General features: G+C 65.3%; 22 protein-coding genes and 1 pseudogene. 15 read left to right on the top strand and 8 right to left on the bottom strand.

Annotated features, from left to right (window positions below; translation table 11 throughout):
- Positions 1-128: 128 nt before the first annotated feature.
- Positions 129-2,021 carry a DNA primase gene (gene dnaG, locus BN1233_RS06665; protein WP_046862744.1) on the bottom strand — a complete coding sequence of 631 codons (1,893 nt, stop codon included), beginning with the start codon at positions 2,019-2,021 and terminating at the stop codon, positions 129-131.
- Positions 2,022-2,133: 112 nt separating this feature from the next.
- A complete protein-coding gene (locus BN1233_RS06660) occupies positions 2,134-2,592 on the bottom strand; it encodes a GatB/YqeY domain-containing protein (protein ID WP_046863153.1) in 459 nt (152 codons plus the stop codon).
- 214 nt (positions 2,593-2,806) lie between these two features.
- Between BN1233_RS06660 and carA the strand changes: the two genes are divergently transcribed.
- From carA to BN1233_RS06640, 4 genes are all read left to right on the top strand, one after another.
- A complete protein-coding gene (carA, locus tag BN1233_RS06655; RefSeq protein WP_046862743.1) occupies positions 2,807-4,009 on the top strand; it encodes a glutamine-hydrolyzing carbamoyl-phosphate synthase small subunit in 1,203 nt (400 codons plus the stop codon).
- 112 nt (positions 4,010-4,121) lie between these two features.
- Entirely contained in the window at positions 4,122-4,496 is a 375-nt protein-coding gene (locus BN1233_RS06650; protein WP_046862742.1) for a hypothetical protein, read from the top strand.
- Positions 4,497-4,636: 140 nt separating this feature from the next.
- A complete protein-coding gene (locus BN1233_RS06645) occupies positions 4,637-5,191 on the top strand; it encodes a cupin domain-containing protein (protein WP_046862741.1) in 555 nt (184 codons plus the stop codon).
- A gap of 35 nt (positions 5,192-5,226) precedes the next feature.
- The gene (locus BN1233_RS06640) at positions 5,227-5,916 is read left to right on the top strand and encodes a class I SAM-dependent methyltransferase (protein WP_046863152.1); all 690 of its coding nucleotides are present in this window, start codon (positions 5,227-5,229) and stop codon (positions 5,914-5,916) included.
- Positions 5,917-5,982: 66 nt separating this feature from the next.
- On the opposite strand, the gene BN1233_RS06635 is transcribed toward BN1233_RS06640, so the two are convergent.
- Positions 5,983-6,387, bottom strand: a complete 405-nt coding sequence (locus BN1233_RS06635; RefSeq protein ID WP_046862740.1) for a GtrA family protein — start codon at positions 6,385-6,387, stop codon at positions 5,983-5,985.
- Positions 6,388-6,599: 212 nt separating this feature from the next.
- On the opposite strand from BN1233_RS06635, the gene carB reads away from it, so the two are divergent.
- Both carB and greA read left to right on the top strand, forming a co-directional pair.
- Positions 6,600-10,070 (top strand): carbamoyl-phosphate synthase large subunit, encoded by a 3,471-nt coding sequence (gene carB, locus BN1233_RS06630; RefSeq protein ID WP_046862739.1) that lies wholly within the window; start codon positions 6,600-6,602, stop codon positions 10,068-10,070.
- Between the two features lie 100 nt (positions 10,071-10,170).
- Positions 10,171-10,644, top strand: coding sequence for a transcription elongation factor GreA (greA, locus tag BN1233_RS06625; RefSeq protein WP_187144253.1), 474 nt, complete (start codon positions 10,171-10,173; stop codon positions 10,642-10,644).
- 108 nt (positions 10,645-10,752) lie between these two features.
- Here the strand turns inward: greA and BN1233_RS06620 are convergent, their stop codons facing one another.
- The gene (locus BN1233_RS06620) at positions 10,753-11,244 is read right to left on the bottom strand and encodes an Lrp/AsnC family transcriptional regulator (RefSeq protein ID WP_046862737.1); all 492 of its coding nucleotides are present in this window, start codon (positions 11,242-11,244) and stop codon (positions 10,753-10,755) included.
- A gap of 85 nt (positions 11,245-11,329) precedes the next feature.
- Here BN1233_RS06620 and BN1233_RS06615 point away from each other — a divergent pair, with 85 nt between their 5' ends.
- The 3 genes and pseudogenes from BN1233_RS06615 to trxB all read left to right on the top strand — a co-directional run bounded on the left by BN1233_RS06615 (position 11,330) and on the right by trxB (position 13,945).
- On the top strand, positions 11,330-12,355 hold the full coding sequence (locus BN1233_RS06615; protein ID WP_052763715.1) for a mitochondrial fission ELM1 family protein: 1,026 nt from the start codon (positions 11,330-11,332) through the stop codon (positions 12,353-12,355).
- A 65-nt stretch (positions 12,356-12,420) separates the two neighbouring features.
- A pseudogene (locus BN1233_RS06610) lies at positions 12,421-12,822 on the top strand (NAD(P)/FAD-dependent oxidoreductase); the annotation flags it as partial.
- 121 nt (positions 12,823-12,943) lie between these two features.
- A complete protein-coding gene (trxB, locus tag BN1233_RS06605; protein ID WP_046862736.1) occupies positions 12,944-13,945 on the top strand; it encodes a thioredoxin-disulfide reductase in 1,002 nt (333 codons plus the stop codon).
- Positions 13,946-14,065: 120 nt separating this feature from the next.
- On the opposite strand, the gene BN1233_RS06600 is transcribed toward trxB, so the two are convergent.
- Entirely contained in the window at positions 14,066-14,314 is a 249-nt protein-coding gene (locus BN1233_RS06600) for a hypothetical protein (protein WP_244470952.1), read from the bottom strand.
- A gap of 172 nt (positions 14,315-14,486) precedes the next feature.
- Here BN1233_RS06600 and BN1233_RS50955 point away from each other — a divergent pair, with 172 nt between their 5' ends.
- Together BN1233_RS50955 and BN1233_RS06585 are read left to right on the top strand one after the other, a co-directional pair.
- Positions 14,487-14,759: a hypothetical protein gene (locus BN1233_RS50955; protein WP_147707021.1), complete on the top strand. Its 273-nt coding sequence runs from the start codon at positions 14,487-14,489 to the stop codon at positions 14,757-14,759.
- Positions 14,760-15,452: 693 nt separating this feature from the next.
- Positions 15,453-16,184, top strand: coding sequence for a Crp/Fnr family transcriptional regulator (locus BN1233_RS06585; protein ID WP_046862734.1), 732 nt, complete (start codon positions 15,453-15,455; stop codon positions 16,182-16,184).
- Between the two features lie 124 nt (positions 16,185-16,308).
- On the opposite strand, the gene BN1233_RS06580 is transcribed toward BN1233_RS06585, so the two are convergent.
- Complete coding sequence (locus tag BN1233_RS06580; protein ID WP_046863148.1) at positions 16,309-16,482, bottom strand: CsbD family protein; 174 nt, start codon at positions 16,480-16,482, stop codon at positions 16,309-16,311.
- A 191-nt stretch (positions 16,483-16,673) separates the two neighbouring features.
- Here BN1233_RS06580 and BN1233_RS06575 point away from each other — a divergent pair, with 191 nt between their 5' ends.
- A complete protein-coding gene (locus tag BN1233_RS06575; protein ID WP_046862733.1) occupies positions 16,674-16,895 on the top strand; it encodes a hypothetical protein in 222 nt (73 codons plus the stop codon).
- 421 nt (positions 16,896-17,316) lie between these two features.
- On the opposite strand, the gene BN1233_RS06570 is transcribed toward BN1233_RS06575, so the two are convergent.
- A complete protein-coding gene (locus BN1233_RS06570; protein ID WP_046862732.1) occupies positions 17,317-18,477 on the bottom strand; it encodes a DUF2382 domain-containing protein in 1,161 nt (386 codons plus the stop codon).
- Positions 18,478-18,811: 334 nt separating this feature from the next.
- Between BN1233_RS06570 and BN1233_RS06565 the strand changes: the two genes are divergently transcribed.
- The 3 genes from BN1233_RS06565 to BN1233_RS06555 all read left to right on the top strand — a co-directional run bounded on the left by BN1233_RS06565 (position 18,812) and on the right by BN1233_RS06555 (position 21,411).
- Positions 18,812-19,060 (top strand): hypothetical protein, encoded by a 249-nt coding sequence (locus BN1233_RS06565; protein ID WP_147707019.1) that lies wholly within the window; start codon positions 18,812-18,814, stop codon positions 19,058-19,060.
- Positions 19,061-19,319: 259 nt separating this feature from the next.
- Positions 19,320-20,381 (top strand): hypothetical protein, encoded by a 1,062-nt coding sequence (locus BN1233_RS06560; RefSeq protein WP_063776719.1) that lies wholly within the window; start codon positions 19,320-19,322, stop codon positions 20,379-20,381.
- 58 nt (positions 20,382-20,439) lie between these two features.
- A complete protein-coding gene (locus BN1233_RS06555) occupies positions 20,440-21,411 on the top strand; it encodes a YihY/virulence factor BrkB family protein (RefSeq protein ID WP_048709455.1) in 972 nt (323 codons plus the stop codon).
- A gap of 148 nt (positions 21,412-21,559) precedes the next feature.
- On the opposite strand, the gene BN1233_RS46650 is transcribed toward BN1233_RS06555, so the two are convergent.
- The gene (locus tag BN1233_RS46650) at positions 21,560-21,856 is read right to left on the bottom strand and encodes a DUF6894 family protein (protein ID WP_147707017.1); all 297 of its coding nucleotides are present in this window, start codon (positions 21,854-21,856) and stop codon (positions 21,560-21,562) included.
- Positions 21,857-22,176 lie beyond the last annotated feature (320 nt).

Here is a 22,176-nt window from a genome sequence, read left to right as displayed (position 1 = left end):
ATAGCCTCGGCCACCCGGTGATATACCAGTAAACAGTGAGTCGCTTGACTAACCGTTATGATGTGATCCCCCGCGCTCCTGCGCGCACTCCCCTACCGACGCCACGACGGGCCTCCGGTCGTCCGATCTTAATGGTCCCGGCTAGCCGGGCCGTCGTCCAGGTCTGCCTCCGCCCCCTCCAACGACGAAAGCTGACTGCGCACCTCGCGCAACCAGGCCAGGTTGGCTTCACTGTCATCGTCCGCGAGGGCGCGCTCGGCGGCCCGGAGTTCGCTATGTAACGTGCGTCCGCGGCGATGCAAGGTGATTGCCTGACGCAATGCGTCTTCAAGTCGCATCGGGTCCGCGCCGGGATCGAGCATCCAGTGGTCGCCGGGGCGGACGCGCGCGGCCAGGTGCTCGGCCGTTCTCGCGAGACCGGCCCGTTCGAGCCGCCCCTTGACGACCTCCGGAGGCAGGGCGCTCCCCTCCCCTGCGAGATCCAGAAGGAAGCGCCTGAGAGCGTTCGCCTCCGGTCCGGAAAGATCGAGTTCCGAAAGCGTTTCGGCCTGCGCCAGGAGATGCTCCGGGTGAGCGAGCAGGGCCGAAAGAATCATCGCCTCGCGGGGCGTGGTGCTGTCCGGGCCGGCGAAAAGAGCGCTCTGCAGCAGGCCGGGACTCACCGTCAGGCGCACGGCTGAGCCAGCACTGACGGCGCGCCCCGGATTGGCGGCTCCGAAACGTCTCCCGGGCTGACGGCCCGGGAAACTGCGAGCCGGCCCCAGGGCTGCGAGCCGAGCGTCGATGTCCTCGCGGTAATACCGGCGGAGCGTCTCGTCCTTGATGGCCCCGAGCGCCTCGAGGAGGCGTCGGGCGAGCGCCGCCCGACGCTCCGGGGTATCGAGCGGCCCCGCCTCCACTTCCCGCGCCCAGAGCATGTCGACGAGCGGCCTTGCGGCGGCGAGCACCCGCTCGACAGCCGCAGGTCCGCCCGAGCGGGCGATGTCGTCCGGATCCTGTCCCTCTGGGAGAAGCGCGAACCGAAGTGATTTTCCGGCGCTGAGCCCCGGCAGAGCCACATCGACGGCCCGGTAGGCCGCACGCCGGCCGGCCCGGTCCCCGTCGAAGCAAAGGATCGGCTCGTCCGCCATGCGCCAGAGCAGGGCAAGCTGGTCCTCGGTGAGCGCCGTCCCGAGCGGCGCGACCGCATGGGGGAATCCCGCTGCGGCGAGCGAGATGACGTCGACATATCCCTCCACCACGATCACGGTGCCGCGCTCGTGGCTCGCCTTTCGTGCCACGTGAGCATTGTAGAGGAGCCGCCCCTTCGAGAAGAGCGGGGTTTCCGGTGAGTTGAGGTATTTGGCGGGCACGTCCGCCGAGAGCGCACGCCCCCCGAAAGCGACGACGCGGCCGCGCATGTCGCAGATCGGAAACATGACGCGGTCGCGAAAACGGTCGAACGGGACGCTGACATCCTCACCTCCGACAAGGAGCCCAAGCTCGACCATCGCCTCGGCCGAAACTCCTTTTCCGGCGAGATGGTCCCGGAGAGCGAACCGGTCGCCCGGAGCATAGCCGATCCGGAACCGCGCCTGGATTTCCGCGGACAATCCGCGCGAAGCGAGATAATCGCGTGCAGCTCTTCCCGCCGAGCTTTTGAGAGCCCCTTCGAAGAAGGAAGCGGCCAGCTCCATGATCTCATCGAACCCGCGACGCTTCTGCTCTGCCGCACGGTCGTCGCGATCAGGCTGGGGCAGCGGGACACCCGCCTCGCCGGCGAGGCGCTCCACGGCCTCCGGAAACGACAGGCCTTCCGTCTCCATCAGGAAGGTGAAGATGTCGCCGTGCTTGCCCGAGGAGAAGCAGTGATAGAACTGCTTCTGGTCGTTGACGAAGAAGGACGGTGTTTTCTCTGAATTGAAGGGCGACAGCCCCTTCCACTCGCGCCCCGCCTTCCTGAGCTTGACCCGCCGTCCGACGATGCTCGAGACGGGCAGGCGAGCGCGGATCTCTTCCAGCACCGAGGGCGGATATCGCACGCGTAACGTCCGTAGAGCTTTCAGGAGCGGGTGAACGGCTTCGAGGCCGATAGACTAGAGCGGAAGCGTTGCCGATGGGAGTCCTGCCAGCCCAGGCTCCACCGTCAGTTGCTCATCCCTTGGGAAGCAGGTCCTTCACGATGGCACTCGCCTTCGCGAAATCCATACGGCCCGCATAGCGGGCGCGCAGACTGCCGACCACCTTCCCCATGTCCTTCATGGACGCGGCGCCGGTCTCGGCGATGGCAGCCTCGATGGCGGCCCGGGTCTCGCTCTCGTCCATCTGCTGCGGGAGGAAGGAAGCGATCACCTCCGCCTCCTCGCGCTCCTGCTGGGCGAGTTCGTTGCGGCCTGCCTGCTCGTAGATCGCGATGGATTCCTGCCGCTGCTTGATCATCTTTTGAAGCAGCACCAGGATCTCGTCCTCGGTGGCCTTCTCGCGGCCGGCGCCGCGCGCTTCGATGTCCTTATCCTTCAGCGCAGCCTGGATCAGGCGAATGGTTCCGAGCCTGCGCTTGTCGCCGGCCTTCAGGGCCTCTTTCATTTCGGTCGTAAACCGCTCGCGCATGATGTTCTCCTGGATGCACCGATCCGCCCGAGACGGATTCAGGCCGATGATGTCCCGCCCCACCGACGAGCGTCGATGAACCTGGGCCATCCATGCCCTGACCACCCGTTGTTGACGGGTTTCGAGGCGATGATTAAGTCGGACGAGACTCGGACGGCCGCATTGGCGGCTCGCTCGCGCCCGCCTCTACCGAGGCGCACTTAATGAGATCACCACAATGCCGCAAGACACACAGCCAACCCACGGGTGGACAGAGCCGCGCGCGACTGCGCTCCTCGTGCTTCAGGATGGAACGGTGCTCGAAGGCTTCGGGATCGGCGCAGTCGGTGAGGCTTCGGGCGAAGTGTGCTTCAATACGTCCATGACGGGCTATCAGGAGATCCTGACGGACCCCTCCTATGCCGGACAGATCGTCACCTTCACGTTTCCGCATATCGGCAATGTCGGCACGAACGAGGAGGACACAGAGGCCGTCAATGCCGCCTCTTCGTCGGGAGTGCGGGGCGTCGTGCTCGCGGCAGCCGTAACCAACCCATCGAACTGGCGCGCATCCCGTTCTCTCGATGCCTGGCTGAAGGCCCGCAGCATCGTCGGCATCAGCGGACTCGATACCCGGGCGCTGACCGCCCGGATCCGGGAGCAAGGCATGCCGAATGCGGTCATTGCCCATGACCCGAACGGCCTGTTCGACATCGAAGCTCTCAAGCTGAAGGCCGCGGCGCTGCCGTCCATGAACGGCCTCGACCTCGTCCCGCTCGTGACCAGCGTGCAGCGCTACGACTGGGACGAGACCACGTGGGAACGGTCGCGTGGATTTGGCCACAGGAACGAAGCACGCCGTCACGTCGTCGCGATCGATTATGGCGTGAAGCGCAACATTCTCAGGCTGCTCGCCAATGCCGGCTGCAAAGTGACCGTCGTCCCGGCGACCGCCTCGGCCGACGAGATCATGGCGCTCAAGCCGGATGGAATCTTCCTGTCGAACGGCCCCGGCGATCCGGCTGCAACCGGAGAATATGCCGTCCCGGTCATCCGCTCGCTCCTCGATCGAGGAATGCCGACATTCGGGATCTGCCTCGGGCATCAAATGCTCGGGCTCGCCGTGGGCGGCCGCACCATGAAGATGCATCAGGGTCATCACGGTGCGAACCATCCCGTGAAGGACAAGACGACGGGCAAGGTCGAGATCACCTCGATGAATCATGGATTTGCCCTGGATCCGGTAAGCCTGCCCCACACGGCGGTCGAGACCCATGTCTCTCTGTTCGATGGCTCCAATTGCGGGATCGCGCTCACGGATCGTCCAGCCTTTTCCGTCCAATATCATCCGGAAGCTTCACCCGGGCCGCAGGACAGCCACTACCTCTTCGAGCGATTCGTGGAGCTGATGGACAGGGAAAAGGCCAAGGCACCAGCCTGAATGCGAGCCGAAGCCGACGGGTAAGTCTCTGGTTGCGCGAGAGCCCCAAATCACGTTAACGATCGCTTTACTAAAACAAAAAATCATCGTTGCTCGATTTGGGGGTCTGGCCATGCCTGTTCGTTCCGAGGCGGATGGCTTCTTGCGTTTGCATCGTCTGTTCACGTTCCATCTTGGCGTCGCTGTTTCGCTCTCCTGGATGACATCGCTCTATGCCGCGCTCTACGCACCTTGGGTCCGTAACATCCGCCCGCTGATCGACCCGAGCGCCTCGGGCCCAGTCGAGAGCACATGGTCGTTCCTGTTCGCGATGCCCGTCGTGCTGACGGTTTCCTGGCTGATGGTGATCTTCGGCCGTGATCTGCTCCGCCAAGCGCGCCTGCTTCGGCATGAAGCCGCGGAATTCGCGATCGCCGGCGCGGCAGCCTTCCTGGTCTTTTACATCTCGATCGATCGCGCCGTTGCTGCGCTGATGCTGGGCGTCTGAGCCCAGCCGGTACACCCGGGCTTTGGCACCGCTCTTTCTCGCCACGACCGAGGAAGAGCCGGGCATTTGAGGTCAGATCCGCATCCTTCCCGCCATTCGGGCGTTTCCCCTCGGCTCATCATCGAGAGAGGGAGTTGGAGATGGCGCAGGCGAAGGGCTACGGCGATTCTCGGGGCTACAACGTGCCGCTCGGGACGCATACGTTCGTGTTCCAGGAAAATAGCGGGATACCGAACTCGATGCTTCCCCTGATCGTCCGCCAGGGGGCAATCCCGCCGTCGGCCGATGACCCGGCCAAAACCTTCGAGACCACCTTTGCCAGGAATGGCTGGACCGGCGCCTGGCGGAACGGAATTTACGATTTTCATCATTATCACTCGACCGCCCATGAGGTACTCGGCATCGCGTGCGGCTCGGCAACGGTGCGCTTCGGGGGCGAAGGCGGGGAGACCTTCGGTCTCTCCACGGGTGACGTGGTCGTGATCCCGGCGGGCGTCGGGCACGCACTGATCAACGCCAGCGACGATCTGCTCGTGGTCGGCGCCTATGCAGACGGCCGGGACTACGACCTCCTCCGGGAGGATCCCAATGCGCTTGCGGCGGCCCGGACCCGGATCACGGCGGTCCCGCTGCCCGCGATGGACCCCGTCGATGGAGCCCAGGGTCCGCTCGTGAAGCTGTGGACCAGCCGCTGAGGAAGGCTTAACGCTCCTGCGGCATGGTCGCAGCCATGGACTGGCGCGAATACTGGAACCGCGACACGCCGATCTATGTGAGCGATCGGCACAAGCTGCTGCATTATTGGCTGATCGCCAACGACATCGCCGCGATCGTTCCCTCACCGGACGCGGTGGTGCTCGATCATGGCTGCGGCGAGGCTCTGTCGGCGCAGCGAATCGCAGCACGCTGCGCTTATCTCTACCTTTGCGATGCCGCTCCGCTCGTGCGGGAGCGCCTCGAGCAGCGATTTAGGAACGAACCTCGGATCTCGGTGATCGCGCCCGAGGATGTCGAGGACCTGTCCGATCAATCGCTCGATCTGATCGTGGTGAACTCTCTCGTCCAGTATCTGACGCTCGAGGAGTTGCGCCATCTCCTGCAAACCTGGCGCGCGAAGCTGAAGCCCGAGGGGCGGCTCGTTCTCGCGGATGTGATCCCGCCGGACGTCAGCCCCCTCACGGATGCGAAGGCCCTCCTGTCCTTCGCCTGGAAGGGGGGCTTCGCGGTGCAGGCGGGGCTTGGCCTAGTGCGCACGATCTTCTCGGACTACCGCAAGATCAGGGGTGAACTCGGGCTCGCACAATACGAGGAGAGCGAGATGATCGAGCTCCTCACCAGCATGGGCTTCTCGGCCGAGCGGCGCAGGCCCAATCTGGGACACAACCAAGCGCGCATGACCTTCATGGCCCGACCCGCCTGAGCAGGCGGATGATCCGGCTTCCGATTCGGATCGGATGAGGACTGGCCCGCGAAAGCTCCGGGATCGTCAGCGCGATCCGAAGGTCCAGATCCGGTGCGCGAGAAAACTCCAGACGAGAACGATCCCGGTCGTGACGATCTGGGCCAACAGGTAGAAAATCCCGAGGCGCTCCACGAGGATCTGCATGACGATCCCGGTCAGCACAAACCCGATCGCCGCGACGACCGCGAAGCGCCACCCGGCTTCCCGATGCGGCCGGGTGCTCGCGTAGGTATGGCGCCGGTTGAGCGCATAGGATACGACCCCTCCCCCGAGATAACCCGCCAGGGTGGCCGGCACTGCGGACAGGCCCGCCAGCTCGACCAAGCCGATCAGCAGACCGTAGTGGACAATGGCCGCGACGAGGCCGACTCCGAAGAAGGCGGCGAACTGGCGGGCGAGGGCTCTGGGTGCATTGACGAGCGGGAACACGGCCGCTTGTTAAACCGGCGATCGCGGCGGGTCACCTGTCTTCCAGCACTCTGCCAACCCCTACGCCCGGCATGATGCTCGCCCGGACCAGCCCCTTCCTTTAGGGGTTCGAGGCGTGTAAGAGCCTCGGGAATTCACCCAACTCTCCAAGATGCCAGATCTCCTGCGCGGCCGTGCTCGCGGCTCAGGGGCTGGCCACGCCCGGGTCGCCCATGCCGAAAAGAACCGACATCTCCTCGATCCTGATCATCGGTGCAGGACCGATCATCATCGGGCAGGCCTGTGAGTTCGACTATTCCGGCACCCAGGCCTGCAAGGCGCTGCGTGAGGAGGGCTACCGGATCGTCCTCGTGAACTCGAACCCGGCGACGATCATGACAGATCCGGATCTCGCCGATGCGACCTATATCGAGCCGATCACACCCGAGATCGTCGCCAAGATCATTGAGAAGGAGAGACCAGACGCCCTCCTCCCGACCATGGGCGGCCAGACCGCGCTCAACTGCGCATTGAGCCTGAAGAAGATGGGCGTGCTCGATCGGTTCGGCGTCGAGATGATCGGCGCCACGGCCGAGGCGATCGACAAGGCGGAGGACCGGCAGCTCTTCCGGGAGGCGATGACGAAGATCGGCCTCGATACGCCGAAATCCCGCCTCGCCAACGCGTCGGCTCTCAAGAAGGCGGACCGCCAACTCTATTTCAGCGAGATGGCCAGGATCGAGGCCCTCGACGAGCACCCGGGCGACAGGAAGCGGCTGCTCGCCGGCTTCGAACGCAAATGGGCAGCAGGCGAGAACGACCGGCGCAAGCGCTACCAGGAACACGCGCTCGGCGAAGCTCTTCAAGCCCTCGCCGAGGTGGGGCTGCCTGCGATCATCCGGCCTTCCTTCACGCTGGGCGGAACCGGCGGAGGGATCGCCTACAACCGCGAGGAATTCCTCGACATCGTCGAGCGCGGCCTCGATGCCTCCCCGACGAACGAGGTGCTGATCGAAGAGAGCGTCATCGGCTGGAAGGAGTACGAGATGGAGGTCGTCCGCGACAAGGCGGACAACTGTATCATCATCTGCTCCATCGAGAACGTCGATCCGATGGGCGTGCATACGGGCGACAGCATCACGGTCGCTCCGGCGCTCACGCTCACCGACAAGGAATACCAGGTGATGCGTGACGCCTCGATCGCGGTTCTCCGCGAGATCGGCGTCGAGACCGGCGGCTCCAACGTGCAGTTCGCGATCAATCCCCAGAACGGGCGCATGATCGTGATCGAGATGAATCCGCGCGTGTCACGCTCGTCGGCTCTGGCCTCGAAAGCCACCGGCTTCCCGATCGCGAAGGTCGCGGCGAAGCTCGCCGTCGGGTACACGCTCGACGAGATCGCGAACGACATCACGGGCGGCGCGACGCCGGCCTCCTTCGAGCCCACGATCGATTACATCGTTACGAAGATCCCGCGCTTCGCCTTCGAGAAATTCCCGGGCGCGGAGCCGACGCTCACGACGGCCATGAAATCGGTCGGCGAAGTGATGGCGATCGGACGCACCTTCCCCGAGTCGCTGCAGAAAGCGCTTCGGTCTCTCGAGACCGGCCTGACAGGTCTCGACGACATCGAGATCGAGGGACTCGGCAAGGGGGATGATCGCAACGCCATCAAAGCCGCCATCGGTACGCCGACCCCGGATCGCCTGCTCAAGGTCGGCCAAGCGTTGCGGCTCGGCGTGAGCCACGACGACATCTATGCCTCCTGCCACATAGACCATTGGTTCCTCGAGCAGCTCCAGTCCATCATCGACATGGAGCAACGGGTCCGGTCTCATGGCCTTCCTCCGACGGCCGGCGCATTCCGCCAGCTCAAGAGCATGGGCTTCTCGGATGCGCGGCTCGCGGTTCTCGCCGGACTTGACGAGGACGAGGTGCGCCGCCGCCGAGTGGCGTTAGGCGTTCGTCCGGTCTTCAAGCGGATCGACACCTGCGCCGCCGAGTTCGCATCGCCGACCGCCTACATGTACTCGACCTATGCGCCCCTCTTTGCCGGGCAGTCGGCCGACGAAGCAGATCCGTCCGACCGGCGCAAGGTCGTGATCCTGGGCGGCGGCCCGAACCGAATCGGCCAGGGCATCGAGTTCGACTATTGCTGCTGTCATGCCTGTTTCGCCCTGAAGGATGCAGGGTTCGAAACCATCATGGTCAATTGCAATCCGGAGACGGTCTCGACGGATTACGACACGTCGGATCGCCTATATTTCGAACCGCTGACCGCCGAGGATGTGCTCGCGATCATCGAAACGGAGCGTTCATGCGGCACATTGCTGGGCGTCATCGTGCAATTCGGCGGCCAGACGCCGTTGAAGCTCGCGCATGCGCTCGAAGCCGCGAACGTCCCGATTCTGGGCACCTCGCCCGATGCGATTGATCTCGCGGAGGACCGCGACCGCTTCAAGCGCCTGCTCGACAGGCTGAAGCTGAAGCAGCCGAAGAACGGGATCGCCTATTCCGTCGAGCAGAGCCGGCTCGTTGCGGCGAGCCTCGGCCTCCCGTTCGTCGTGCGCCCGTCCTATGTGCTCGGCGGACGCGCGATGGCGATCATCCGTGATGAGGCGCAGTTCGAGGATTACCTGCTCGGCACGCTTCCGAGCCTGATCCCCTCCGACGTGAAGGCGCGCTACCCAAACGACAAGACGGGTCAGATCAACACAGTGCTCGGACAGAATCCACTCCTGTTCGACCGGTATCTGTCCGATGCGATCGAAGTCGATGTTGACTGTCTGAGTGACGGCAAGGACGTCTACATCGCGGGCGTCATGGAGCATATCGAAGAGGCCGGAATCCATTCCGGCGACAGTGCATGCTCGCTTCCGCCGCGGTCGCTACCTCCGGAGATCATCAACGAGCTGGAGCGGCAGACCGCAGCGCTCGCGCTGGCGCTCGAGGTCGGCGGATTGATGAACGTGCAATACGCCATCAAGGACGGCGAGATCTACGTGCTCGAAGTGAACCCGCGCGCCTCGCGCACGGTGCCGTTCGTCGCCAAGGTAATCGGCGAGCCGCTCGCCAAGATCGCAGCCCGCGTGATGGCCGGGGAGAGCCTCGCCTCTTTCGGGCTTGCTCCGAAGACACTCTCCCATATCGGCGTCAAGGAAGCCGTGTTTCCGTTCGCGCGCTTCCCGGGCGTGGACGTACTCCTCGGCCCGGAAATGCGTTCGACCGGGGAAGTCATGGGCCTGGACAGGGGGTTCGGGGTCGCCTTCGCGAAGAGCCAGCTCGGCTCCGGGACCATGGTCCCCAAGACCGGGACCGTCTTCGTGTCGGTCCGCGACAGCGACAAGCCGCGCATCCTGGCTCCCGTGAAGACTCTCGTGGAATTCGGGTTCAACGTCGTGGCCACCGGCGGAACGCAACGCTTCCTGGCGGAAAACGGAGTCGCGGCGACCCGCGTGAATAAGGTGCTAGAAGGACGCCCGCACGTGGTGGACGCCATCAAGAACGGCGATATCCAGCTCGTCTTCAACACGACCGAGGGCGCGGGAGCCTTCTCGGACTCGAAATCGCTCCGGCAGGCCGCCCTCTTGCATAAGGTGCCCTACTATACCACTCTTGCCGGAGCGGTCGCCGCTGCGGAGGGCATCCGAGCCTATTCCAGCGATGATCTCGAGGTCCGGGCCCTTCAGGACTACTTCTCCTGAGCGGCCCGGCTCAGCCGGAACTGCGAAGCTTCATCGAAGTTTTCGTCATCACGCCAAGGGCGCCGGAAACGGCGCCCATGTAATGTTTTTGGAGGTTCGATTGGAAAAGGTTCCTCTGACGGTCAAGGGCTACGCGGCACTTGAGGAGGAGCTCAAGCAGCGTCAGCAGGTAGAACGCCCGCGGATCATCCAGGCGATCTCGGAAGCCCGCTCGCACGGCGACCTGTCCGAAAATGCTGAGTACCACGCTGCCAAGGAGTCGCAGGCCCTCAACGAAGGCCGCATCCTCGAGCTCGAGAGCCTGCTCGCTCGCGCGGAGGTCATCGACATCGCCAAGCTCTCCGGCGACCGGATCAAGTTCGGCGCGACGGTGAAGCTCGTCGACGAGGACACCGACGAGGAGAAGGTCTACCAGATCGTCGGAGAGCCGGAATCCGACGTCCGCTCCGGCCGGGTATCGGTGGCCTCTCCCATCGCCCGAGCTCTCCTGGGCAAGACCATTGGCGATACGGTCGAGGTCTCGACACCGGGCGGCGGCAAGTCCTACGAGGTGGTCGGCGTCAGCTTCAGCTGAAGCGCGCGACGAGCGGTCGAAACCGGTTTCCCGCCGGGATCATTCTCGGGCAATCAAGGGCGGGAACCGGTGATCCGGTGCCGCCCCGCTCCCCAGCCCAACAATCGCCTACTCCGTATTCTCCCGCAATTCCGCGTCCTCGATCGGGACGAGGGGCTCATCCTTGACGAGATCGAGGGTCAGAGCCGTGCGCACATTGCGCACGTTCGGGAGCGCCGTCAGGTCGGCGACGAGGGTCTGGAAGTCGCCGAGATTGGCAGCGACGCATTTGAGAATGAAGTCGATGTCCCCGGAGAGCGTCCAGCACTCTCGAACGGCGGGCCACCGCCGGATCTCGTCCTTGAAGGACGCGAGCTCGGCCTTGCCTTGCGTCGCCAGCTGGACCATCGCGAAGCAGACGATCTCGTATCCGAGCGCGTTCGGGTCCAGGACCGCTCTGTAGGATTTGATGATTCCGGCGCTTTCGAGAGCCCGCACACGCCGAAGACAAGGGGGCGCCGACAACCCGACCCGACGGGCCAGCTCCACATTCGTGATGCTCCCGTCCGCCTGAAGCTCTTTCAGGATGGCCCAGTCTATGGAATCAAGACGCGCGCGCACAGCCCCTCCGACGAATGCCCGAGTTGAGTAGACTGCAGCCCCAATGCTTACAAGCCGCCGGACTCGGCGCATCGGGTGTGAACCATTGAGCGAGTCTCGTGCCGCACCGGCTCGGTCACCGTTCACGACCTGGGTGCTGACCGATGGGAAAGCCGGCGACGAACTGCCCTGTCTCGCGGTCGCGGAGGCGCTCGGGCTGCCAGCCGAAACCCGGCGCGTGCAACCCCGCAAGTCATTTGCCTGGCTGATGCCCTGGGGACCGATCGATCCCGCGGAGGCCCCCGGCCGGCAGGGCAGCCCTATCGCGCCTCCCTATCCCGATCTCCTGTTCGCGTCGGGACGGCGCTCCGTCCCCTATCTCCGGGCGGTGAAACGGCTTTCCAGGGGCCGGACCTTCACGGTGTTCCTGAAGGATCCACGGACCGGCTCGCGAACCGCGGATGCAATCTGGGTTCCCGCGCACGACAGGCTTCGCGGCGACAACGTCCTCGTGACTTTGACCCCGCCTCACCGGGTCAGTGCAGCGCGGCTCGCCGCCGCGCGGGCGCATCCGGATCCGAGGCTCGCAGCCGTCGCAACTCCTCGGGTGGCGGTCCTGGTGGGAGGTGACAGCCATCATCACCGGTTTACCCCGACGGATATCGCATGCTTCGCGAGAGATCTCGCGGAACTTGCGCGATCGGGCGCCGGCCTCATGATCTCGGTGTCGCGACGCACGCCCGTTGCCCTTCGGGAAGCGCTCGTCGGGCTGGCGGCCGAGCACGGCGCATTCCTTTGGGACGGCTCGGGCGACAATCCCTATGTCGGGATGCTCGCTCTCGCCGAGGCTGTGGTCGTGACGGCGGACTCCTTCAACATGGCCGGCGAAGCCACCGCCTCGGGCGTACCGATCCTGGTCTTCGAGCCGAGCGGCAGGCATCCCAAGCTGAGCGCCTTCAACGCAGCCCTCGCGGAGCGCGGAATTGTGCATGTTTTTCGGGGCCGGCTTGAAGGCCAGGCTTACGAACCCTTAGATACGACTCCGGCCTTGGCCCGGTTCGTCACCGAACGGCTTGCGCTGCATCGCCATTCCTTAGGGCTGCCGATGCCGGCTCCAAGGGCAGAGATCTGATAGCCCGAACCGGAACGGCACTCCCGGACCGGGATCCCGATGCAATGACCTCCAATGGATCGAGCATGGCGAATACCCATAGAACGAAGACGCTGATCATCGGGGCCGGTCCTGCTGGCTATACGGCTGCGGTCTATGCGGCGCGGGCCAATCTCGAGCCGGTCGTGATCCAGGGGATGCAGCCGGGTGGTCAGCTCATGATCACGACCGATGTCGAGAACTGGCCGGGTGAGACATCGATTCTCGGTCCGGATCTGATGGACAAGATGCAGGCGCAGGCCGAGCATGCCGGAGCCCGCATGGTCTTCGATCTCGTCTCCGAGGTCGATTTCTCGAAACGTCCCTTCGTGTGCCGGACGGATGGAGGTGACACCTATCTGGCGGACACGGTCATCATCGCGACCGGCGCGCAGGCGCGGTGGCTCGGCCTCCCCTCCGAGCAGGCCTTCATGGGATACGGCGTGTCGAATGCGCCCCTGCCGGGGATACTGTGTGTTTTGAATCAAGGGGTTACTGCCAGGTCTCCCACCCGGAGAGATACTCTGATTGCTGCCTGAGCACGAACTCTTACTCTCTGGGGTCCCTTCCATGCCGAAGACACATCAAACAAAGACCCTCATCATTGGTGCTGGACCCGCTGGCTACACCGCAGCCGTCTATGCGGCCCGCGCGAATCTTGCCCCGATCGTTGTCCAAGGGATTCAGCCCGGAGGCCAGCTCATGATCACGACCGATGTCGAGAACTGGCCTGGCGAGGTGTCGATATTGGGCCCCAACTTGATGGAGAAAATGCAGGCGCAGGCCGAGCACGCGGGCGCGCGCATGTTCTTTGACGTAATCTCCGAGGTCGATTTCTCCCAAAGGCCCTTTGTTTGCAAATCGGACGGAGGTGACTCCTTCGTTGCCGATACCGTCATCATTGCGACCGGTGCTCAGGCGAAATGGCTGGGAATACCTTCGGAAACTGCATACCTCGGGTACGGAGTCAGTGGGTGCGCTGTTTGCGATGGGGCATTTTTCAAGGGGAAAAGCGTCGTCGTGATCGGGGGCGGCAACACGGCCGTCGAAGATGCACTCTACCTTACGAACCATGCCGCGAAGGTCACCGTCGTCCACCGGCGGGAGAAGTTCCGCGCCGAGAAGGTCATGCAAGACCGGCTCTTCCGCAATCCGAGAATCGACGTCCTGTGGGACACGGTGGTCAGTGAGATTCGCGGCGAGCAGAATCCGAAAAGGGTCACTGAAGTCCTCACGACGAACGTAAGGACAGGGAATGAATCGATTCTTCCTTGCGATGGGGTTTTCGTCGCAATCGGCCATGCCCCGGCGACGTCAGTCTTCGCGGGGCATGTCCAGATGGATGCAGACGGCTACATCGTCACCAAGCCCGACTCGACGGCGACAAACGTACCCGGGGTCTTTGCCGCGGGTGATGTCCGAGACAAGGTTTACCGGCAGGCTGTAACAGCAGCAGGGATGGGCTGCATGGCTGCGTTGGAAGCCGAGAAGTTCATTGCAGCCCAGGAGGACATCCACAACATTACCGACTTGGAGGGTCCGGAGCAGGCTATGGTCAGCGCTTGGGATTAAGGTTGTCGGAGGTGGCCGGAAACCTGTCTGCAAGATAGCCTACCGAGCGATATCGCTGAGCCGCGTGAGCCTGCCTGGCCACCTCCATAGGGGATCGCACTTACGCAGGTGGCTAGCGCCTCATCCCATCGCGCGGGCCCTTTCGGACGGCGGCTCGTAGATCAGCGAGACCCGGCGCGAGCCGCACCGCGGGCATTTGAGGCGATCGGGCAGCAGAGACAGCGGCATCGCGGCACCGCGCGTGCAGACGAGCGTCTGGAGGTCGAGCCCGCACCGGAAGTCGCATTCCCGGATGCGCTTCATCGCATCGCGCGGCCCGAAGGAGCAGCGCAGGCGCACCCGCCAGCCGAGTGAACAAGCCTCTCCCACCGTTTCTACACCCATGCGAACAAAAGAGGAACAGGCAGGCTACGAGTCAAGGCGGATCTCAGCGCTGTCCCTGGAATTGACAGCACTCTGCATGCCTACCCGGATCCAAGCGCCCTCTTCAGTTACGATGACAAGCGGATAGGCTGTCCGCCTGAGCCGCTCCGAGGTTGTTGTGTCGGCCGTTTTTGATCTTGATCCGCTCGCGCCCCTGCTGGCCCGGAATGCGGAACATCGCAAAGAGCTCCTGCGCCGGGCCGGAGGCGCCCTATCGTATGAGAAGGCCGCGCGGCGGCTCGGGATCACGCGCGAGGCCATCGACGAGCAGCGGCGCGCCGGCACCCTGCTCGCCATTCCGGAGGGCAGCGACTGGCGTTACCCCGCCTGCCAGTTTCAGGTGGGTGATGTGGTTTCCGGCCTCGCTGAGGTCGTGCGGCCTCGCCTCTGAGGGTCCGTGGGCCACGCTCGACTTCCTGCTGGCGCCCAACACCGTGCTCAAAGGGCGGATGCCGTTGCAGGCCTTGCAGGCAGGAGACCGTGACGCGGTGCTGCGCCTGGTCCGCGCGAGCCAGGGCGACGGCTTCGGGTAGCGCCAGCACCGCGGCCAGCCCGGGGCGTAGCCCCGGTGCCGTGCCCCACCTCCTGCTTGGCTCGAATGGCCTCCTAGCATCGTCATGCCGCCGGCCTCGAACCCGGCCCGCGGCAGCATGCAATTCCGCAAGATCGCTCTTGCGCCGGATGTGTCGGCTTCCAGACGGAAGGTCCGGGGTCCAGCCGATACTCGGGTCGCCTGTCTGTCCAGTGCCGCAGCGTAACCCGGTGCACCGTCTGCCGGACGCCTGCCGTGCCCGCAAGCGGACCCATGAAGCGATCGCCCCTGGCGATCAAGGGTCCAGCGACGAAACCTCCAGGAAGGACGTGAACCGAGCGATGCCGATCATCCCGTTGGAGAGAACGAACCAGTCTTCATGCGAATGACCCGCGAGTCCGAACGGGCAGCCTCTTCCCGGGGCCTCACGTGCATCGGGTGGTGCTCCGGTTGCGAGCGGCACGAGGCGCCAGGTCTCCACACCCAGGCTGATGCTCCAGCCACTCCCGCGGCCCGCGCCAACGCCCGGCCTCCAGGGAGCGCAATTCCGTAATGCCCGAGACCCCGAAGGCGGCGGACCATCGGGCCAACCGGTTCCTCGCGGCCCTGAACCCGGACGACTTCGCCCACCTCGAGCCGCACCTCGAGATCGTAGCCCTGCACCGGGGCCAGGTTCTCTACGAGACGGGCGACACCCTTCGCCACGCCTACCTCCCGCACGACACCGTCATCTCGCTCGTCACGCTCATGGAGGACGGCAGCTCCGCGGAGATGGCCGTGGGCGGGCGCGAGGGCCTGATGGGCCTCGTGAGTGCGGTGATCACCCGCCGCTCGCTCGGGCGCTACCTCGTGCAGGTCACCGGCACGGCCTCCCGGATCGACATCGACCGCATGCACGAGGCGATCGCGACCCGCCCCAAGATCCGGCGTCTGTTCCTGCACTACAACGAAGCCCTGATGACCCAGGTCCTCCAGAGCGTGGCCTGCAATGCGGTTCATGGTGCCGAGGCCCGCTGCTGCCGCTGGATCCTCAGCATGCACGCCCGACTCGACGGCGATGCCTTGCCGCTCACGCATGAATTCCTGGCCGAGTTGCTGGGCGTGCAGCGCTCGACGCTGAGCCTCATCGCCCACAAGCTCCAGGTCGCGGGACTGATCCGGCAGGCCCGAGGGGTCATCACCGTGACGGACCGCGCCGCTCTCGAGGGAGCGGCCTGCGAGTGCTACGGCAGGATCCGCCGCACTTTCGCGGAGCTCCTGCCCAAGACCTACACGCGCGACTAACCCCGGCGCCACACGGAACGGACGCGATCTGGAACGCGCACGGCAGGCGCGCCGACTTGCCAGCCATGATGCAATCGCTCGTGCCGCGGTGTGAAGTTCTGGGCCGCAGCCTTCCGGCCAGGCGTTACTTGCCCTTCAGGGTGTCCTTGATGCCACCGACGGCGTTCTGGACCTTGCCCTTAGCTTGGTCGGCCTTGCCCTCCGCCTCGGTCTTCGAGTCACCTGTCGCTTTCCCAAGCCCCTCCTTGAGCTTCCCGCCCATGTTCTTGGCGGAGCCTTCCACGCGATCCTTGTCGATGCCCATCGTTTCTCTCCTCCGACTGAAGGAATCAATGAGGATGAACACACCGGGTTCCGCCCCGCGGACCCGACGGGAGAGGATCATCAGTTTCTGGTAGGACCGAAGCCGCTCGGTCTCCGCGGGCCCGGACGAGTCCGCTTGGCGCGCCTCGGGTGTCTGCCGGGCCCTGTGCCGTCGTGAGCCCGGTCGTGGCAGGCGCGGTCGGCATCATCCGCTCGCCCGTGAACATCGCACCCGAGATGGCGGTTCGTCGGCCTGTCCCGGATCCCGCCACCACGCCCGTGATTCCGCCGCCGGGTGCGCTTGACGGGTATTCCAACGATCGAGCCGAAGTGAGCAAGATCCCTGACAGGGTCAAGAAAAAGCGCCCCGAAGAGGAGTGCTACAAGGTCCCGGCCATGCGGGGGTAGAAGTGGGCCGGGTATCGAATCAACGGGCGAGCCCAGAGCCGGCTCCTCCTGGTGCGGTCGGTACTGCCGCACGCTCATGCGGCCCTTGGGAAGCTCGCCGTTAAGCCTTGCCTTAAGGTGCATCCCGCCCGACCGGCCCTCCATGTGATCCATCCGGCACACCGGTATCACACATGAAAGGGGAGACCCGCCCGAGCAGTCTTTGATCTGCTCGGGCAGGTAACCAGGCTCCGGCCCAATCCGGGATAAACATCGTCTATGGTGTCGTGCAACACCGGCCCCGGTCATGTCGCGAGATCCGGGTCCTCAGACGTAGCCGGGGTCTTCGTGAAACACCCCGGTCATGAGCCGAAGCGTCAGACTGGACTTGGCTGATCTCACGCGGCGTGGTCCCGTCCGAACCGCGTCGAACTCCAGCGTCCTACTTCCGGCTGGACGCGAGGGCACGCCGCTTCTCGCCGGAGTGCTTGATCTCGATCTCGTCGCGACGGACGGTGTCGCGCACGGTCTCGACGCGGCGCGTGCGCTCCCGGCGGACGACGACCTCTTCCCTCACCTTCACGCCCTTGCCGACGACCGGCACCTCCGAGGTCTCGGTCATCTCGACCGTGAGCTCCGTAAGGGTCTCTCCGGTCTTGGCGTCGGTCACCGGCCTGCGCCGCTCGACGATTACCTTCTCATCATACAGGACCACCTGTTGCTCCACAGGAGTCTCGACGAGATAGCGGCGGACACTCGTCGTGCCGCTCTCGACCGTGCGCTTGCCCACAAGCAAGGTCTCTTCCGCGAGCGGGATCACTTCCTCCCGCTCGGTGGACAGCTCGCCATTTGCGGGCCGGGCCACGGTACGACCAAGCGGAGCCATCCACAGACTGAACATGGAATCCCAGAAGGTGGAACCGGTGCTCAGCGGGGCGGTCGCGAGACGCTGCATGCCGTCCGCGGCGCTCTCGACCATCTTGCGAGAGTTCTCAACCGCGATCGCACCGTTCCGCGAGACCACATCGGCGGTCTGACGGGCGACCTCGCGGGTCCTCTGCTCGCGCGCGGCGGCCTCCTCCTGATCGGCGAGAGCCTGTGCGGCCTGTTCGCGCTCGTCTCTCACCTCGGCGCGACGCTGTTCGAGTTCCGATCGCTTGGCGTCCTCGATCTCGGCCTTCCCGGCCTTGATGTTCTCGACGATCGCCTGTGCCTCGTCATCGCTGAGGGCCTTCAGAACTGCCGGCAGCAGCTCGTTCCTCTCGTCATGCACGCTCTGCTGGAAGACCTTCCTGAGCTCGGCTACCTTTGCTGCAAAGTCCTCACTGTCCTTCGGGGTTTGCTCGAGTTCCGCGACCAGCTTCCGGATCTGCCTGTTGTCATTGAGCGCCGCGGACACGAGCTCCTTCGTTTCCTTGTGCTTCCGGAGGACCGGGAACAAGTGCTCCTCTTCGAGCTTGGCCAGAAGGTCCAGCTCCGTCTTGAGGTCCCCGAGAAGTCGTTCGCGTGTCTTGACCGCGCCATCCGAGGTGTCGGCGAGCTTGGCAAGGAGCTCATTGGCCTTGGCTGGACCGGCCTGGATCAATTGTCTGATGGTCGTCATGTGTCCTCGTAAGGTTTGGAGTAGGACGCAGTACTGAAGGCATGATGACGCTGCCTCCCCGATCCTGGGCTCGCGGCAGCAGGCGGAAGAAAATCGATCCGACGAGATGGGAATTCAGGACCGGGAGAACGTTGGACAGCGGCGGTGCAGGCGTTGGGAAGAGGATCTCGCGATAGCGAACAACTTTGCTGCATCGCAGCAAGAAAACGGTCCAAAACGTGTGTGGTTCCTCGTGGTGTGCCCGCTTTTTGGAGCAGTCCCCGGCGCTGAATCAGCGATCCGATCCGGCGCTAGCCCGGCGGCCCGGGCCACACGGGTCTCGGGTCGCTCACGAGTGGCATCGGCGCCGGGAAACGGCTCGAACATCGTGCCCGGGTGGATGAACATCACGACCGGATCACTGCTCGTGCTGTTCAGCGCCTTCTTCTTCGTGGTTGCGGTGTCGCACGAGGTGGTCGCAGGCACACCGCCGGATACTCGCCGTAGTCCATCACCGCTCCTGATCATCGCGAACGGCTTCCTGACGCTCGTCGCGCCGGCCGCGCTCAGGAGCATCTGGTTCGGCCGCACGGGAGGCGACTAGGACGGCGGAGTGGCGAACTCCGCCTCCCGTGCCGGAGGAGGCTCGGAGGGGCTCGTCAGCGGCTCCCTCGGATCAGAAAGATCGCCCGGGTGAAACCTTTGCGGTGTCGGGTTGCTCATCAGTGCTCGCGAGTAAGGATTGACTAAACGGGCACGGACTCCGCGGGTTCCGGCAGACATGTACTTTGGGATCAACCATCGGATATTTTGCTGAACCTTTTGCCCACACCGGGGTTAGGCCGGGCCCCAGGAGCATTTCCATGACCCACACCCATCACCCCGACACCCCGCGCAACCGCGGGGATCACGACGCGCCGCACATGAGCCCCGTCACCCCGGCCGAGGATGCCCGCACCATCCTGCTCAACCGGGTGTCCTGGGCCGCGGTGCTCGCCGGCGTCGTCGTCGCGCTCGTGACCCAGCTCATCCTCAACCTGCTCGGCATCGGCTTCGGGGCCGCGACCCTCAATCCGGCCGCGGGGGCGGGCGGTAACCCGTCTGCGACGTCATTCTCGATGGGCGCCGGGATCTGGTTCATGCTCTCCGGCATCCTGGCCTCGTTGGCGTGCGGCTATGCCGCGGGGCGGCTCACCGGCAAACCGAAGGAGTCCACCGCCGGCTGGCATGGCCTCACGGCCTGGGCCCTGACCACGCTCGTGGTCTTCTATCTCCTCACCACTACGGTGGGCGGTCTTCTCGGCGGTACCTACCGCACCGTGACGAGCGCCCTGGGCAACGTCGCCCAGACGGTCGGCGCGACGGCGCAGACCGCGGCCCAGGTGGCGGCCCCCAACCTCGCCGGGGCCGCGGACCCGTTCTCCTCGATCGAGCAGTCGCTCCGCGGGGCAAGCGGCAACGATCCGGCCGCCCTGCGGGATGCGGCGGTTGCCGCGGTGCGGGCCCTCGTGACGGGCAACGAGCAGCAGGCCGCAGACGCGCGTGAGCGCGCCGCCCAGGCCGTGGCACGGGCCCAGAACATCCCGGTCGAGCAGGCCCGCACGCAGGTGCAGCAATACGAGCAGCAGTATCGCCAGGCGGCCGACCGGGCCCGGCAGCAGGCCACCCAGGCGGCCGATGCTGCGGCACGGGCCGTGTCCAGGGCGGCCCTGCTGGCCGCCCTCGGCCTGATCCTCGGCGCTGCGGCGGCTTGGTTCGGGGGGCGCCTGGGCGCCGTCGAGCCGACCATCACGGCCCGCCTGGGGCTGCGCCGCCCCGGCGTGACCGGCGCTGGAGGCAGCGGCAGTACGAGTACTGTCGTGGAGACGGAACGCACACCAGGGACGACATCGTCCGCAAAGACAGGCAACACGCGATTAACCTGACGGCGGTGGATCGAGGAAGGACGCCATCCGCAAGCACGCTCGCGAAGGCCCACCCGAGATGGACGAGAGGGGGGCCGAAGCGAGGGCCAAGCCCCGGGCGGAGACCGCCAGCGAAGCCGATCGCCCAGGCGACATCACCGACCGGGGCTGGCTCGCCGTCCTGACCCGGCTGGCCCATGCCCTGCGCCGCGACGGCATGCGGCTGCGAGCGGCGGGCGTGGCCTTCTGCGCGATCTTCGCCGGCATCCCGGGCATCTCGGTCCCGGTGGCGCTCTTCGGCCTGCTCGCCGATCCCGAGGCGGTGCATCGCCCGATCGAGATGCTGGGCGGCCTCGTTCCCCCAAACGCGACCACCTTCCTGGCCGATCAGATGCAGGCAATCGCGCTCACCTCGCGGGCACAGCTCGGTGCCGGACTCGGCGGCGCGATCCTCGCGGCACTGTGGGGCGCCTGGTCGGGAGCCTCTGGCCTGATCGCTGCCCTCAATGTCGCGTACCGCGAGGACGAGACCCGCAGCGCTCTCCGGCGGGGGTGGCACGCGCTGGTCGTCGCGGGGGCAGCGGGAATGTTCCTGCTGCTGGCGTTTGCCCTCTTGGCCGTGCTCCCGCTGGTTCTGGACCGGCTGTCGCTCAATTCCACGCTGCAAACCGTGGCAACTTTCGCGCGCTGGCCGGCGCTGGCCGGATTGTGCATCGTTGCGCTCGGGATGCTCTACCGCTTCGCGCCGTGCCGGCGCGCCGCCAAGTGGCGCTGGGTGAGCCCGGGCGCGATCGTCGCGACGGCCCTGTGGCTCGTCGGCTCGACCGGGTTCTCGTTCTACGTCGCCCACTTCCACACGTACAACCAGACTCTGGGCCTTCTCGGGACCATCATGCTGCTCCTGACCTGGTCCTACCTGACGGCCTTTGCGGTGCTGCTCGGGGCCGAGCTGAACGCCGAACTGGAGCGCCAAACCTCCCGCGACACGACCACGGGCCCGGCCCGGAGCCCAGGGCAGCGCGGCGCCGCCGTAGCCGACACCAAGGTGTGACCGGTCTCACCACGTTCGGCGTCGAGGTCCGCCCCGGCCCCGGGTCGACGGGCCCAAGACGGCTCGTGTCTGGACCGCTGGCCACCAGGTCGCGCCCGGCACGGAGCCGCCGAGAACGGACATGAGCCTTCCGGGTCCACGCCAAGCCTCAGCGGGTTACGCGTGATGGCTCTGGCGGCGGACCCACCCGCTCGACCTCCATCGAGATTCTGACGGTCAGCACCGGCTGGTGGTGCTCGTTCCTCACCTCGACCGAGACGTCACGGGCCTCGCCCTTCGGCAGCCGGTCGCGGGCGATCTCGGCTGCCGTGAGCATGGCCTCATATTCGTCGGCATCCAGATCCTTGACCTCCAGGCCGTCTCCATGGGGGGATGAACCTCTCGCCTTCCCGGGTATTGAAGTAATAGCGGGGCACTGTGCTTCCCTGGCGAGAACAATGGCCATCAATGCGCAGCGCGGCGAGTAGTTCGCCGCGCATGGAATCGCGCCTTCGCGCGCAAGGATTCGAAGCCACAGGAAAGGCCCCGCCTGTGGGCGAGGCCTTTCATCGGCGTGGGAGCCTCTAGGCTCCGGTCTAGGGTGATCAGGCCTGCCGGGGCGCGCCGAGCTACAAAGCTAACGACCACACGCGCGGGCAGTTCCCCGGCTCTTGCACCGTCTTTCGAGGCTGATCGCTTGGTCATTCTTGCGACGGCGTGCCCCTACGAATGACGCAGACTCGCGCGAGAGGTGCGTCACTCAGTAAGAGCCGGATGCTTGCGGCG

Source organism: Microvirga massiliensis, from assembly GCF_001006805.1.
GTDB classification, from domain to species: domain Bacteria; phylum Pseudomonadota; class Alphaproteobacteria; order Rhizobiales; family Beijerinckiaceae; genus Microvirga; species Microvirga massiliensis.
This window is presented reverse-complemented; position numbering and strand designations above follow the sequence as displayed.

Excerpts from the sequence above, each read along its gene's own strand:
- carA (WP_046862743.1), top strand. The coding sequence starts at position 2,807 with ATGCCGCAAGACACACAGCCAACCCACGGGTGGACAGAGCCGCGCGCG.
- BN1233_RS06650 (WP_046862742.1), top strand. The coding sequence starts at position 4,122 with ATGCCTGTTCGTTCCGAGGCGGATGGCTTCTTGCGTTTGCATCGTCTG.
- BN1233_RS06645 (WP_046862741.1), top strand. The coding sequence starts at position 4,637 with ATGGCGCAGGCGAAGGGCTACGGCGATTCTCGGGGCTACAACGTGCCG.
- BN1233_RS06640 (WP_046863152.1), top strand. The coding sequence starts at position 5,227 with ATGGACTGGCGCGAATACTGGAACCGCGACACGCCGATCTATGTGAGC.
- carB (WP_046862739.1), top strand. The coding sequence starts at position 6,600 with ATGCCGAAAAGAACCGACATCTCCTCGATCCTGATCATCGGTGCAGGA.
- trxB (WP_046862736.1), top strand. The coding sequence starts at position 12,944 with ATGCCGAAGACACATCAAACAAAGACCCTCATCATTGGTGCTGGACCC.
- BN1233_RS06585 (WP_046862734.1), top strand. The coding sequence starts at position 15,453 with ATGCCCGAGACCCCGAAGGCGGCGGACCATCGGGCCAACCGGTTCCTC.
- BN1233_RS06570 (WP_046862732.1), bottom strand. The coding sequence starts at position 18,477 with ATGACGACCATCAGACAATTGATCCAGGCCGGTCCAGCCAAGGCCAAT.
- BN1233_RS06560 (WP_063776719.1), top strand. The coding sequence starts at position 19,320 with ATGACCCACACCCATCACCCCGACACCCCGCGCAACCGCGGGGATCAC.
- BN1233_RS06555 (WP_048709455.1), top strand. The coding sequence starts at position 20,440 with ATGGACGAGAGGGGGGCCGAAGCGAGGGCCAAGCCCCGGGCGGAGACC.
- BN1233_RS46650 (WP_147707017.1), bottom strand. The coding sequence starts at position 21,856 with ATGGCCATTGTTCTCGCCAGGGAAGCACAGTGCCCCGCTATTACTTCA.